The organism is Streptomyces anulatus (assembly GCF_000721175.1).
Lineage (GTDB): Bacteria > Actinomycetota > Actinomycetes > Streptomycetales > Streptomycetaceae > Streptomyces > Streptomyces anulatus_C.
In genome coordinates, this window is sequence record NZ_JOEZ01000005.1 from 112,929 (window position 1) to 126,383 (window position 13,455).

At 73.4% G+C, this 13,455-nt stretch carries 10 protein-coding genes; 5 read left to right on the forward strand and 5 right to left on the reverse strand.

What is annotated here, in order from left to right; all coding sequences use genetic code 11:
• Positions 1-9: 9 nt before the first annotated feature.
• Positions 10-924, forward strand: coding sequence for a superantigen-like protein SSL4 (locus IG90_RS0107035; RefSeq protein WP_030579174.1), 915 nt, complete (start codon positions 10-12; stop codon positions 922-924).
• Entirely contained in the window at positions 921-1,934 is a 1,014-nt protein-coding gene (locus tag IG90_RS0107040; RefSeq protein ID WP_030579176.1) for a DUF3152 domain-containing protein, read from the forward strand. Before IG90_RS0107035 ends, IG90_RS0107040 begins: the two co-directional genes overlap by 4 nt.
• A gap of 20 nt (positions 1,935-1,954) precedes the next feature.
• Here the strand turns inward: IG90_RS0107040 and IG90_RS0107045 are convergent, their stop codons facing one another.
• The 4 genes from IG90_RS0107045 to IG90_RS0107060 form a co-directional block, all read right to left on the reverse strand.
• On the reverse strand, positions 1,955-2,605 hold the full coding sequence (locus tag IG90_RS0107045) for an imidazolonepropionase-like domain-containing protein (RefSeq protein WP_030579179.1): 651 nt from the start codon (positions 2,603-2,605) through the stop codon (positions 1,955-1,957).
• Between the two features lie 8 nt (positions 2,606-2,613).
• Complete coding sequence (mqnC, locus tag IG90_RS0107050; RefSeq protein ID WP_030579183.1) at positions 2,614-3,813, reverse strand: cyclic dehypoxanthinyl futalosine synthase; 1,200 nt, start codon at positions 3,811-3,813, stop codon at positions 2,614-2,616.
• A 217-nt stretch (positions 3,814-4,030) separates the two neighbouring features.
• On the reverse strand, positions 4,031-6,076 hold the full coding sequence (locus IG90_RS0107055; protein WP_030579186.1) for a serine/threonine-protein kinase: 2,046 nt from the start codon (positions 6,074-6,076) through the stop codon (positions 4,031-4,033).
• Between the two features lie 254 nt (positions 6,077-6,330).
• A complete protein-coding gene (locus IG90_RS0107060) occupies positions 6,331-7,212 on the reverse strand; it encodes a menaquinone biosynthetic enzyme MqnA/MqnD family protein (protein ID WP_030579189.1) in 882 nt (293 codons plus the stop codon).
• Between the two features lie 330 nt (positions 7,213-7,542).
• On the opposite strand from IG90_RS0107060, the gene IG90_RS0107065 reads away from it, so the two are divergent.
• The gene (locus IG90_RS0107065) at positions 7,543-7,746 is read left to right on the forward strand and encodes a cold-shock protein (protein WP_003967102.1); all 204 of its coding nucleotides are present in this window, start codon (positions 7,543-7,545) and stop codon (positions 7,744-7,746) included.
• 181 nt (positions 7,747-7,927) lie between these two features.
• Positions 7,928-8,755 (forward strand): MerR family transcriptional regulator, encoded by an 828-nt coding sequence (locus IG90_RS0107070; protein ID WP_030579192.1) that lies wholly within the window; start codon positions 7,928-7,930, stop codon positions 8,753-8,755.
• An 81-nt stretch (positions 8,756-8,836) separates the two neighbouring features.
• Here IG90_RS0107070 and IG90_RS0107075 read toward each other — a convergent pair whose 3' ends face one another.
• The gene (locus IG90_RS0107075) at positions 8,837-10,057 is read right to left on the reverse strand and encodes an amidohydrolase family protein (RefSeq protein ID WP_030579195.1); all 1,221 of its coding nucleotides are present in this window, start codon (positions 10,055-10,057) and stop codon (positions 8,837-8,839) included.
• Between the two features lie 291 nt (positions 10,058-10,348).
• Here IG90_RS0107075 and afsR point away from each other — a divergent pair, with 291 nt between their 5' ends.
• Complete coding sequence (gene afsR, locus IG90_RS0107080; protein ID WP_030579198.1) at positions 10,349-13,306, forward strand: SARP-family global regulator AfsR; 2,958 nt, start codon at positions 10,349-10,351, stop codon at positions 13,304-13,306.
• Positions 13,307-13,455 lie beyond the last annotated feature (149 nt).

Below are 13,455 nucleotides of genomic sequence, written 5' to 3' on the forward strand. Positions count from 1 at the left end.
GGGCCGGTCATGACCCCTGAACCGTACGAGCGCCTGTCGCCCAGCGCGCGTGACGAAGAGCTGTTCCGGGACGCCCTGCGGCGGACCGCCGGACCGCTGTCCCTCCAGCCGGATCTGGTCCCCGACGCCGTACGGGAGGGGCACCGGCGGCGGGCCAGGACCCGGGCGCTCGCGGTCGCGGGTACCTTCGTCGCGGTCACCGCCGTGACCCTGGGCCTCGCCGTCCTCGGCCCCTGGCTGGTGGCGGGGCCGGAGGCGGATCCCGCCGCGCCCGCCGGACCGTCCCTCTCCTCGCCCGCCCCTGCCCCCTCTCCCCAACGTACGGAGCCACGCCCCGAGATGCCGAGCCCTACGTCCACCCCCGAGTCGAAGGGGCCCGAGGCCGGGCCGACGACATCCCCCACCGCGACGCCGCTCCTGTCGGCCCCACCGCCCGGCCCCGGGGAGGCCACGCGCCTGGAGGACTTCCGGCGGCGGGCGGCCGGGGCGCTGGACGCCCTGCTGCCCGCGTCGATCGGGACCGTCCTGCCGGTCGGCGACGACGGGCGGAGCTACCAGGGCCGGCGCGGTGGCATCGTGCACTCCGTCCGCCTGTCGGTGCACCCGGATCCGGGGAGCGCGGCGCCCGCCTGCCGCGACATCCCCGAGCAGGGGCTGACCTGCGAGGGCCTCACCCTGGACGACGGCACGCCCGCCCACGTCTTCCGGCAGCCCGCCGCGGGGCGGACGGGCACGGAGGTCTCCCTCCGCTACCGGTCCGGCCGCAGCACGGTGGCCCTGTCCGTATCGCCCGCACCGACCGGGGCGGGCGGCACCCCCGTCACCGCCGGGGATCTGGTCCGGGTCGCCCAGAGCCCACGGTTCCGGGAGCTGATCGCGTACGCCGACGAGCATCCGGTGCCGCGGAGCGGGGCCGCCTCGTGACGCGCCGCCGCCCCACGGGCACCCTGCCGCCCGGGTACGGGGAACCGGACCGCGACGAGGACACGTTCCGGCTGCGCGTACCGCCTCCCCGGGCCCCGGAGCACACCCGGAGCGGTTCGCGCGACGGCTCCCGGTCCGCTCCCCGTTCCCGGTCCGCGGCGCGGTCCCGGGTGCGGCGCCGGCAGCGGAGCCGGCGCCGGGCGGTCTCGCTCGCCGTGCTGGGCCTCGCGGTGGTGGCGGGGGCGGCGCTCCTCGTCGGCCGCCCCTGGCAGGACGGGGGCGGCCCGGCGGACGCGGCGCCCGCCCCGTCCCGTACGGCTCCGGCGGGCGGACCGGACAACGCGTCGGTGCCGCTGGAGGACTCCCCCGCGCCCACTCCCCCGCCGTCCCCGGCCCCGTCCGCCTCCGCTTCCACCTCCGACGAGGAGGACACCCCCCGGGCCGAGGACGTCCCCGCCTCGGGGCCCGGCACGTTCACCGTGGCGCGGGCGGGCGTCACGGCGAAGGGCAGGGGCAGCGCCTACCGGGTCGAGGTGGAGGACGGCACCGGCGTCGACCCCGACCGGGCCGCCGCGGACATCGCCGCCGTCCTCGCCGATCCGCGCGGCTGGAGCCATGGCGGCGAGCGCTCGTTCCGCCAGGTCGCCGACGGGTCGGCCGGGCTGGTGATCCGGATCGCCACCCCGGCGACCACGGACCGGATGTGCGGTGAGTACGGCCTGAACACGCGCGGCGAGGTCAACTGCCGGGGCGGCGAGAAGGTGATGGTCAACCTGAAGCGCTGGCAGCTCGGTTCGCCGCAGTTCGACGGGCCCGTCTCGGAGTACCGGGCGCTGATCGTCAACCACGAGGTCGGCCACTGGCTGGGGCGCGGCCACGAGACCTGCCCGGGGAAGGGCCGTCCCGCGCCCGCGATGATGCAGCAGATCGCCGGGCTGAAGGGCTGCGTCGCCAACGCCTGGCCGTACGACGCGAAGGGACGCTATCTGGGCGGCCCGAAGGTGCCCTGACCCCCTCCGCGGAGCGGGCCTCAGCGGGCGCGGTGCACGAGCCGCCCCGCGAGGACCGTCGCCACGCAGGCGCCCGCCCCGCCCGCGCGCAGCGCCGCCTCGTCGGGCACGTCGAAGACGGCGAAGTCGGCGCGCCCGCCCACGGTCAGCGGCCCGTGGGCGGTGGCGGCCAGGTCGCCGCCGGCCGCGAAGGGGTCCAGGTCCGGCGCGCCCTCGCGTCCGGGCGGGGGCGGGACCTGGACCAGGCCCGACCGGGAGACGGCGGTGCGCAGCGCCGGGTCGTCCGCGCCGAGGGGGCCCGCCAGATGGGTGGTGCCGTGCCGCAGCATCCGCTGGAGCCCGCGCCGGACGCTGCCGGCCCGCCGGGTCGCGTCCATCGTCGCCGCAAGGCGCTCGAACTCCTCGCCCCACAGGGGGAGTTCACCCACCTCGTCGGCCTCGCGCGGGTCGGGGTGGTAGCAGCGGGTGAGCAGCTCCCGGGCCCGGTCCTGGCGCAGCCCGGGCGTGAGGAGGCCGGGCCAGCGGCGGACCCGGGCCGCCGGGTACGCGGCGACGACCTCCTCGTACGGGCCGATGGCCGCGATCCGGCCGCCGTCCACCGCGACCGCACCGTCCGCGACGGCCGCCGCGCCCACCGGAAGGACCAGGGGCGCGGCGTGAATCGTCAGCACAGGACGTACTAGTTGGCGTTGAGGAGCTTCAGCTCCGGGTGGGCCGTGCCGCCCTCGATCGCGGTGGACGAGATGTGCGAGACGACGCGCTCGTCGACCGGGTCCATCGCCGGGTCGTCGTGCACGACGAGGTGCTCGTACGTCGTGGCGCGCTGGGCGGGGACCCGGTCCGCCTTGCGGATCAGGTCGATGATCTCCAGCCGGTTGGAGCGGTGCCTGGCTCCGGCCGAGGAGACGACGTTCTCCTCCAGCATGATCGAGCCGAGGTCGTCCGCGCCGTAGTGCAGCGACAGCTGGCCGACCTCCTTGCCGGTGGTCAGCCAGGAGCCCTGGATGTGGGCGACGTTGTCGAGGAAGAGCCGGGCGATGGCGATCATCCGCAGGTACTCGAAGAGCGTGGCCTGCGTCTGGCCCTTCAGCTTGTTGTTCTCCGGCTGGTAGGTGTACGGGATGAAGGCGCGGAAGCCGCCCGTACGGTCCTGGACGTCCCGGATCATCTTCAGGTGCTCGATGCGCTCGGCGTTGGTCTCGCCGGTGCCCATCAGCATGGTGGAGGTGGACTCGACGCCGAGTCCGTGCGCGATCTCCATGATCTCCAGCCACCGCTCGCCGGACTCCTTGAGCGGGGCGATGGCGGTGCGCGGCCGGGCGGGCAGCAGCTCGGCGCCCGCACCGGCGAAGGAGTCGAGCCCGGCGGCGTGGATCCGGCTGATGGCCTCCTCGGCGGAGACCTTCGAGATCCGGGCCATGTGCTCGATCTCGGAGGCGCCGAGCGAGTGGATGACCAGCTGCGGGAACGCCTTCTTGATCGCGGAGAAGTGCTCCTCGTAGTACTCCACGCCGAAGTCCGGGTGGTGGCCGCCCTGGAACATGATCTGGGTGCCGCCCAGCTCCACGGTCTCCGCGCAGCGGCGCAGGATGTCGTCGAGGTCGCGGGTCCAGCCCTTGTCGGTGGCCTTGGGCGGGGCGTAGAAGGCGCAGAACTTGCAGGCCGTCACGCACACGTTGGTGTAGTTGATGTTCCGCTCGATGATGTACGTCGCGATGTGCTCCGTACCGGCGTAGCGGCGGCGGCGTACGGCGTCGGCGGCGGAGCCCAGCGCGTGCAGCGGCGCGGACCGGTAGAGGTCGAGCGCCTCCTCCGGGGTGATCCGACCGCCTTCGGCGGCTCGGTCGAGGACGGGCTGAAGGTCGGCCTTCTCGGTCACCGGGCTGTCACCTCTCGGCGTTCTTCTACGGGTCGTCGGACCGATCCAGCGTACGTCAGCCCGGCGCGCCCTCAGCGCCTACCGGGTGGCCTTCGATCGGAAAGCGGACGCGGTCCGGCGCATGCGATTCCAAGGTGTCGAGAGGTCCTCGTAGCGGAGCTGCCAGGGCATTTCGGCAACGCCGTGGCCACCCGGTCAGAGGTCACCCGACAGGCTCTCAGCCGCCGGACCTGGTGAGCTTCCCGTACGGCAGACCCGCGGCGCGTTCCTCGGAGCGGTAGTCCAGGGTGCCGTCGTCGGCGAGGCGGAAGACGAGGTCGGCCTCGGTGGTGGTGCACAGGCCGGGGGTGCTGGGGCGGTCCGGGTCGGTGGCCTCACGGATGTTCAGCTCCTTCGCGGTGCCGGAGGCGAGGGTGCCGACGCTGTTGCAGGTGACGGTGATGCCGAGCTGGGAGATGGTCGTGCTCATCCGGACGACCTGCTCGCCGCGCTTCCCCGCGGTGAAGACGGCGGTGAGGGTGCCGTGCGGCTGACCGGTCGTCCTCTCGGTGACCGGCCCCTTCCAGGTGCCGACGTACGCCTTCGGCAGCGCGCCGACCGGGGCGTCGGTCGCTTCGGTGGAATCGTCGGGCGTGGGCTTCGCGGGGGCGGGCGTGGAGGCGGAGGGGGACGGGCGGTTCGCCGCTCTGTCGTTGCCCCGGTCGGCGTCGCCGCCCGGGAAGAGGCCGTCGAGCAGGCCCGTGCCGAGGGTGACGACGGCGAGCGCGCCCGCCACGGCCAGGGCGACCGTGCAGCTGACCCGGCGGCTGCGGCGTTCCCCGGCGCCCTGACGGTTCTCGGCGCTGACGGTCAGGGAGAAGCGCGGGTCACCGGCACGCTGCCCCGGCAGCCCGCTCCCGCCGTGCACGCCGTCGCCGCCCTGCCGGTAGGTCCCGGCGTGTGTGGGGGGCGGGGGCGCGGTGGAGGCGGGCTTCGCGCGCGGAGGCGTCGGTGGCGGGGGCGGGGGCGGCGTCCCGTACGCGTCGTCCTGCGGATGGGGTGTCCCGTACGCGTCGTCCTGCGGGTGCGGCATCCGGTAGGGCACGTCCTGCGGCGCTTCCTGCGGGCTCGGCGTCCGGTACGGGGCCTCCCGCGGCGCTTCCTGCGAGGCTTCCTGCGGACGTGGCGTCCCGTACGGCGCGTCCTGCGGGCGCGGTGTTCCGTACGGCGCTTCCTGCGGGCGCGGTGTTCCGTACGGCGCGTCCTGCGGGCTCGGGGCGGGCGGGCCGAATTCCCCGGCCCGGCCCGGTGCGGCCGCTTCCGCTCCCGGTCCCGCACCCAGCGAAGCGCTGCTGAACGGCACGGGCCCCGACTGCACCGGCGCGTCCTGCGGTTCCAGGTCCAGCAGCGCCACCGCGGACCGGCTGACCTCGCGCACCAGCCCGCCCGGCAGCCAGCCGCCCGCCACCATCGCCGCCGCCCCGCCGGGAGCGAGCGCCCGGGCGAGTTCGGCCGGGGCGGGGCGGGCCGCCGGGTCCTTGGCGAGACAGCCCGCGACCACCTCGCGCAGTTCGCCCTCCAGGTCGCCCAGTTCGGGTTCCTCGTGGACCACCTTGTAGAGGAGTACGGCGGAGGAGTCGCCCGGGAAGGGGGCCGCGCCCGTCGCCGCGTACGCCAGGACCGCGCCCAGCGAGAAGACGTCGGCCGCGCCGGAGACGTCCCGGCCCCGGATCTGCTCGGGCGCCATGTAGCCGGGCGAGCCGACGGAGACCCCGGTGGAGGTGAGCGAGACGGTCGCGCCGAGGGCCCGGGCGATGCCGAAGTCGATGAGGCGGGGGCCGTCGAGGGCGAGCAGCACGTTGGACGGCTTCACGTCGCGGTGGACGATGCTCTGGCCGTGGACGACGGCGAGGGCCTCGGCGAGGCCGGCGCCCAGGGTGCGTACCGCGTGTTCGGGCAGCGGGCCGTGCTCGGTGATCGCCTGGGAGAGCGGCGGCCCGGCGACGTACCCGGTCGCCACCCACGGCACCGGGGCGTCCGGATCGGCGTCCAAAACCGGGGCCGTCCACTGGGCGCCGATGCGCCGGGCGGACTCCACCTCGCGCCGGAACCGGGCGCGGAACTGCTCGTCGAGGGCGAAGTGGGGGTGGACGACCTTGACCGCGACCGTGCGCCCGCCCGCGCTGCGGCCGAGGTAGACCCGGCCCATGCCGCCCGCGCCGAGCCTGCCGAGCAGCCGGTAGGCACCGATGGTGTGCGGTTCGCCCGCTTCCAGCGGCTGCATATGGACTCCCCCTGTGAACCCTGCGGACGGTGAACCCCTGGACGGTAATCGCTGTGGACGGTCCGGACCCGGACCGAAGCCTAGGGGGCGCCACCGGCGCGGTCACCGGGAAACGGCCGGACCATTCTCCCTTCTCCGGTCAGGAGGGGATCATTTCGCCCCGGGGAAAGGCGCGAATGCGTTGTTCCGCCGGCCCTCGCATCCCTCGCATTCCCTGTCCCGGGACGGAAAGGGAATTCCCTCCATTCCCCGGCTCAGCCGCCGAGCAGTTCCACGCGGACGTCGGCCGGGTAACCGGTGTCCCGGCCCGTCCGGCGGGCGAACTCGTGGACTCCGGCCAGCTGGTCCGGGCCGAATCGGAAGTCGAGCGTCGTGAAGTACCGCTCCAGCACCTCCGCGTCGAAGGCCTCCCAGCGGGCCGCCTGCTCCGCGACCTTGGTGACCTCCTCCAGGGAGAGGTCCCGGGAGGCCAGGAACGCCTCGTGGACCTGGGCCGTCCGTTCGGGGTGCGCGGCGAGGAAGTCCTTGCGGGCGGCCCAGACGGCGAAGACGAACGGCAGCCCCGTCCACTCCTTCCACATCTGGCCCAGGTCGTGGACCTGGAGCCCGAGCCGGGGGGCGTCGTGCAGGTTGGCGCGCAGCGCGGCGTCGCCGATCAGCACCGCGGCGTCCGCCTCCCGCATCATCAGGCCCAGGTCGGGCGGGCAGGTGTAGTAGTCGGGCCGGACCCCGTAGCGCTCGGCCAGCAGCAGCTGCGCCAGCCGCACCGAGGTGCGGGAGGTCGAGCCGAGCGCCACCCGGGCCCGGTCGAGCTGCTCCAGCGGGAGCTGGGAGACGATCACGCAGGACATGACGGGCCCGTCGCAGCCGACCGCGATGTCGGGGAAGGCCACCAGGTCGTCGGCGTTGCGCAGGTACTCCACGAGGGTGACCGGGCCGATGTCCAGGTCACCCCTGATCAGCTGCTCGCTGAGCCGCTCCGGGGTGTCCTTGGAGAGCTCCAGGTCGAGCAGGGTCCCCGTCCGCGCCAGGCCCCAGTACAGCGGGAGGCAGTTCAGGAACTGGATGTGGCCGACGCGGGGCCGGCTGCGACGGTCGTCGTCGCCTTCGCGGGGGGAGACGGTTGAATTGTCCACATCGCGAGGCTAGACCCGCACCCGGCCACGAGCACCACCGGGGCGCGCGCCCGCCCCACGCCCCGTCCGTACCCCGGGCCCGCGCTCCCTTCGGGAGGCCCGCACGAGGCCCTTCCTCCGGACGCCTCACGAGGGCCGTCAAACATCCGGGTGAAGTGATCTTTCCCTCTACCGCTCGCCAGAGACCGCGTGCTAGGCTCGCCCGCAAGTTGCAGTTTGGTTTCCCTTGCAGTACAGAGCCTGCGGAGCATGTAACCCGCAGGCTTTTGTAGTTTTCAGACTTGTTTGCAGGTTCTGGAGCAGGGCAACCCTTTGGCCCAAGGAGGGCTTATGGCTACCGGAACCGTCAAGTGGTTCAACGCTGAAAAGGGCTTCGGCTTCATCGCCCAGGACGGCGGCGGCCCGGATGTCTTCGTTCACTACTCCGCGATCAATGCGTCCGGGTTCCGCTCCCTCGAGGAGAACCAGGTCGTGAACTTCGACGTCACTCAGGGACCCAAGGGTCCGCAGGCTGAGAACGTCACCCCGGCCTAGTTGCCCGGGTCGGTCGATCGCGGCCGTACACAGCAGTACCCAAGGAGCCCCGCTCCCCCGCTCCGGCGGGGGAACGGGGCTCCTGCCTGTGTGCGGTCGGGCCCGCCACGCCGATCGTGGTCCCGTAGCCGGGCCGGCGCTTGACCTTGCCCCCGTGTGAAGGGGTGCAGTGGGAGACATCATGTTCACCATCGGAGACTTCGCCAGGTACGGACGGGTGTCGCCCCGGATGCTGCGCCACTACGACGCCATCGGGCTGCTGCGACCCGACCGCACCGACCCCGCCACCGGCTACCGCTTCTACGGCGCGGCCCAGCTCGCCCGGCTCAACCGGATCATCGCGCTCAAGGACCTCGGCTTCACCCTCCAGCAGGTGGGGGCGGTCCTGGACGAGCGGCTGGGCCCGGAGGAGCTGCGCGGGATGCTGCGGCTGCGCCGGGCCGAGCTGGCGGAGGCGGTGGCGGCCGCTTCGGCGCGGCTGGCCCGGGTCGAGGCGAGGCTCCGGTCGATCGAGAGCGAGGGACGCATGCCTGCCGACGACGTTGTGATCAAGACCGTTCCGGCGGTCCGGGTGGCCGAGCTGACCGGGACCGCCGCGAGCTACCAGCCGCAGGACATCGGGCCGGTGATCGGCCCACTGTACGAGCGGCTCTTCCCGCTCCTGGAGAGCGCCGGCGTACGGCCCACCGGCCCCGGGATCGCGAGGTACGAGGACGCCCCCGAGGGTGGCGGCGCGATCACGGTGCACGCCGGGGTCACGGTGTCGGCCCCGGCGGGCGCGGTCGGGGACACGGGGGTGCGGGTCGTGGAGCTGCCGCCGTTCGAGGCGGCCACGATCGTGCACCGGGGCGCGATGGACGACGTGCTGCCGGCGTCCCACACCCTGGCCCGCTGGCTGGACGCGAACGGCTACCGCTCCACCGGCTACGCCCGCGAGGTCAACCTGGAGTGCCCGGCGGACCGGGGCGCGTGGGTGACGGAACTCCAGGAGCCGGTGGCGAAGGCCTGACCCGGCGACGGCAGGGAGGGGCGGCGTCCCGTACGGGAGGGGGCGGCGCACCCTCCCGTACGGGGCGCCCACGCCCGGGTTCTACGCCCCCACCCAGAGCCCGTCCTCCGTGAGCCCCAGCAGGCCGATCGCGTTGCCGCGCACGATGCGGTCGACGACGTCCGGGTCCAGGTGGCCCATCTGTTCCTCGCCGACCTCGCGGGAGCGGGGCCAGGTGGAGTCGGAGTGCGGGTAGTCCGTCTCGTACAGGACGTTGCCGACGCCGATCGCGTCGAGGTTCTTCAGCCCGAACGCGTCGTCGAAGAAGCAGCCGTGGACATGCTCGGCGAACAGCTCGGACGGCGGCCGGTGGACCTTCTCGGCGACGCCGCCCCAGGCCCGGTTCTCCTCCCAGACCACGTCGGCGCGCTCCAGGATGTACGGAATCCAGCCGATCTGCCCCTCCGCGTACATGATCTTCAGGTTGGGGAAGCGTTCGAACTTGCCGCTCATCAGCCAGTCGACCATCGAGAAGCAGCAGTTGGCGAAGGTGATGGTGGAGCCGACGGCGGGCGGGGCGTCGGCGGAGGTGGACGGCATCTTCGACGAGGAGCCGATGTGCATGGCGATCACGGTGCCCGTCTCGTCGCAGGCCGCGAGGAACGGATCCCAGTCGTCCGCATGTATGGACGGAAGCCCGAGATGGGGAGGTATCTCGGAGAATGCGACCGCGCGCACGCCTCGCGCCGCGTTGCGCCGGACCTCGGCGGCGGCGAGCTCCGCGTCCCACAGCGGGACGAGTGTGAGCGGGATGAGGCGGCCGTGCGCCTCGGGGCCGCACCACTCCTCCACCATCCAGTCGTTGTACGCGCGCACGCCGAGGAGCCCCAGTTCGCGGTCCTTCGCTTCGGTGAACGTCTGCCCGCAGAAACGGGGGAAGGTCGGGAAGCAGAGGGCGGACTGCACGTGGTTGACGTCCATGTCGGCGAGCCGGTCCGGCACCGAGAAGGAGCCGGGCCGCATCTGCTCGTAGGTGATGATCTCCAGCTTGATCTCCTCCCTGTCGTAGCCGACGGCGGTGTCGAGGCGGGTGAGCGGGCGGTGCAGGTCCTCGTACACCCACCAGTCGCCGACCGGTCCGTCGTCGCCCTTCGCGCCCATCACAGGCGCGAACCTGCCGCCCATGAAGGTCATTTCCTTCAGCGGTGCGCGGACGACGCGCGGCCCGGAGTCCGCGTACCTGGACGGGAGCCGGTCCCGCCAGACATGAGCGGGCTCCACCGTGTGGTCGTCCACCGAGATGATCTTCGGGAAGGTCTCCATGCGTTCCACGGTAGCGTCGATCTGACGAACCGTCAGCTACCGTGCGCGCATTGGCCCCGGACACGGCACGGGGCACGGTTCCCGAATCGTTGTCGAGGGCTTGTGCAGAGCGTCACCCACTGCTGACGAGTCCGCCCGGGACAAGGCAGACTGTTGAGCGCGATACCAGCGGTACCGCGCCATCCGGATGCATACCGCACGTCGACGCACGGGCGGACATCCGGGCGCGGGCACCACCGGCAGGATCCGCAGACGAGCGGGACCGGCAGGCGAGCAGGACAGGGGGCATCAATGGACCGTGACAGCGGGCCACGCGTGCGCGTACCGGAGCAGCGTGCTCCGGAGAAACCGGGTACGGCGGACTCCCTCAGGTTCACCGTGCTCGGCCCCGTACGGGCCTGGCGGGGCTCGGAGCTGCTCTCCTCAGGCTCGCCCCAGCAGCGCGCCCTGCTGGCCGCGCTGCTGCTGCGCGAGGGCCGGACGGCCACCGCGGGCGAGCTGATCGACGCGTTCTGGGGCGAGGACCCGCCCTCGCAGGCGCTGGCCACGATCCGGACGTACGCCTCCCGGCTGCGCAAGATCCTGGGCCAGGACACCCTGGTGAGCGAGTCCGGCGGCTACGCGATCCGGGCCGACCGGGCCGCGCTCGACCTGACGCTGGCACAGGACCTGACGGCCGAGGCCGAGAAGGCCCGCGCGGCCGGCGACCGCTGCCAGGCGCGCACCCTGATCAACAAGGTGCTGGGCCTGTGGGACGGCGAGGCGCTGGCCTCCGTCCCCGGGCCGTACGCGGACAACCAGCGCACCAGGCTGGAGGAGTGGCGGCTCCAGCTCACCGAGACCCGGCTCGACCTGGACCTGGAGGTCGGCTGCCACGCGGAGGCCGTCTCCGAGCTGACCGCGCTCACCGCCGCCCACCCGCTGCGCGAGAGGCTGCGCGAGCTGCTGATGGTGGCGCTGTACCGCAGCGGCCGGCAGGCCGAGGCGCTCGCGGTGTACGCGGACACCCGCCGGCTCCTCGCGGAGGAGCTGGGCGTCGACCCGCGCCCCGAACTGGCCCAGCTCCAGCAGCGGATCCTGCGCGCCGACGAGGAGCTGGCCCGCCCTGCGGACGAGCCTGCCCCCGCGCCCGCCCCGCTGCGCCCCGCGCAGCTTCCGGCGACGGTGCCGGACTTCACCGGCCGGTCCGCGTTCGTCTCCGAGCTGGGCGGCCGTCTCGCCACCGCCGAGGGCTCGGTGATGGCCGTCTCCGCGGTGGCCGGGATCGGCGGCGTCGGCAAGACGACGCTGGCCGTGCACGTCGCCCACCAGGCCCGCCGGCACTTCCCGGACGGGCAGCTCTACGTCGACCTCCAGGGCGCGGGAGCCAGGGCCGCCGAACCGGAGACGGTGCTCGGGGCGTTCCTGCGGGCGCTCGGCACGGCGGACTCGGCGATCCCGGACACGCTGGACGAGCGGGCCGCGCTGTACCGCTCGACGCTGGACGGCCGCCGCATACTGATCCTCCTCGACAACGCCCACGACGCGGCCCAGATCCGCCCGTTGCTGCCCGGTACGCCGGGGTGCGCGGCCCTGGTGACGAGCCGGGTGCGGATGGTGGACCTGGCCGGGGCACATCTGGTGGACCTGGACGTGATGTCGCCCGAGGAGGCGCTCCAGCTCTTCACCCGGATCGTCGGCGCGGAGCGGGTCGGCGCGGAGCGCGAGGCGGCGCTGGACGTGGTGGCCGCGTGCGGCTTCCTGCCCCTGGCGATCCGCATCGCCGCCTCCCGGCTGGCCGCCCGCCGCACCTGGACGGTCTCGGTCCTCGCCGCCAAGCTCGCGGACGAGCGACGCCGGCTGGACGAGCTGCAGGCGGGCGATCTCGCGGTGAAGGCCACGTTCGAACTCGGCTACGGCCAGCTGGAACCGGCCCAGGCCCGCGCCTTCCGTCTCCTGGGCCTCGCGGACGGCCCGGACGTCTCGCTGGCCGCGGCGGCGGCCCTGCTGGACCTGGACCCGCACGTGGCGGAGGACCTCCTGGAGGCCCTGGTCGACACGAGCCTGGTGGAGTCGGCAGCGCCTGGCCGCTACCGGTACCACGACCTGGTGCGACTCTACGCGCGTGCGTGCGCGGAGCGGGACGAGCAGTCACCGGTGGAGCGGGAGCTGGCGCTGTCGCGGCTGCTGGACTTCTATCTGGCCACGGCGGCGGGGGTGTACGCGCTGGAGCGGCCGGGGGACCGGCTGGTGGATCACCTGGAGCCGACGGACCGCGCGGGGCTCTCGTTCGGCGACCGGCACGCGGCCCTGGACTGGCTGTACACGGAGGCGACCAACCTGCTGACCTGCGTACGCCAGGTAGCACGCCCGGCCACCCTGCGCCGCGCGGTGGATCTGCTGTACGCCGCCCTGGACCTGGGCGAGTCGGGCGCGAACGCGAAGCAGTACGAGGCGGCGGCCGTGACGGTGCGCGAAGCCGCCCGGGAGTGCGGCGATCCCCGGACGGAGAGCCGCGCCGTCATGTGCCTTGCCAACGCACACCAGTTGGCGGGGCGATTCGACCATGCGGACGGGGAGGCCAAGGAGGCGATGCGGCTGGCCGAGACCGCCCAGGACCTGCTGGCGGTCAGCTGGGCGGCCAACGCCCGGGGCATCATCGCGCTCTACCACAGCCGCCACCAGGACGGCGAAGCCTTCCTGAACCAGGCGATCGAGGCATTCCGCAGCGACGGCAACCGCCCGGGCGAGGCGAGCGCCCTGTGCAACCTCTCCCGCATCCACCTCGCCACGGGACGTACCGGCAGCGCCATCACCCTGGCCCGCTCCGGCATCGAGATCTACGACCTCCTCGGCCATGCCCTGCGCGGCGCGAACGGCCGCTACGCCCTGGGCATGGCGCTGACCCAGAGCGAGGAGTTCTCGGCGGCCACCGCGAAGCTGACCGAGGCGCTGGAGATATTCCGCGAAAGCCGCCAGCGACTGTGGGAGGGCATGACTCTGTTCCGGCTGGCGGAGGTCGAGATCGCGTCCGGGCAGCCCGCACAGGCCGCTCAGTACGCGGAGGTGGCCCTGACGGTCCTGCGAGGCATCGGCGGCGAGTGGCGGCGGGGGAACGTCCTGACCGTGCTGGGGCGGGCGCTGGCCGGCATCGGCCAGACCGGCCGTGCCCAGGTCTGCTGGAACGAGGCGCTGGACATATACGACGAGCTCGGCTCGACCGAGGCGGACGGCGTCCGATCACTGCTGACGCGCATCTCGACGCACTGAAGCAGCCGCGTTCATCGTTCGTTTATCGCCGCCCGCCATGCTCAGTCATGTCGATCCGTCGCGTCGGGGGGCAGACGGGGGCGACATCGGGCGCGCTATTAAGGTGAGCGGCCCCGAGAGGCCCGTCCGGCAGTCCACGGGGGAACAGC

What these genes read in the sequence shown, in the direction of transcription:
- IG90_RS0107035 (WP_030579174.1), top strand. Translation starts at nt 10, where the DNA reads ATGACCCCTGAACCGTACGAGCGCCTGTCGCCCAGCGCGCGTGACGAA.
- IG90_RS0107055 (WP_030579186.1), bottom strand. Translation starts at nt 6,076, where the DNA reads ATGCAGCCGCTGGAAGCGGGCGAACCGCACACCATCGGTGCCTACCGG.
- IG90_RS0107065 (WP_003967102.1), top strand. Translation starts at nt 7,543, where the DNA reads ATGGCTACCGGAACCGTCAAGTGGTTCAACGCTGAAAAGGGCTTCGGC.
- IG90_RS0107070 (WP_030579192.1), top strand. Translation starts at nt 7,928, where the DNA reads ATGTTCACCATCGGAGACTTCGCCAGGTACGGACGGGTGTCGCCCCGG.
- IG90_RS0107075 (WP_030579195.1), bottom strand. Translation starts at nt 10,057, where the DNA reads ATGGAGACCTTCCCGAAGATCATCTCGGTGGACGACCACACGGTGGAG.
- afsR (WP_030579198.1), top strand. Translation starts at nt 10,349, where the DNA reads ATGGACCGTGACAGCGGGCCACGCGTGCGCGTACCGGAGCAGCGTGCT.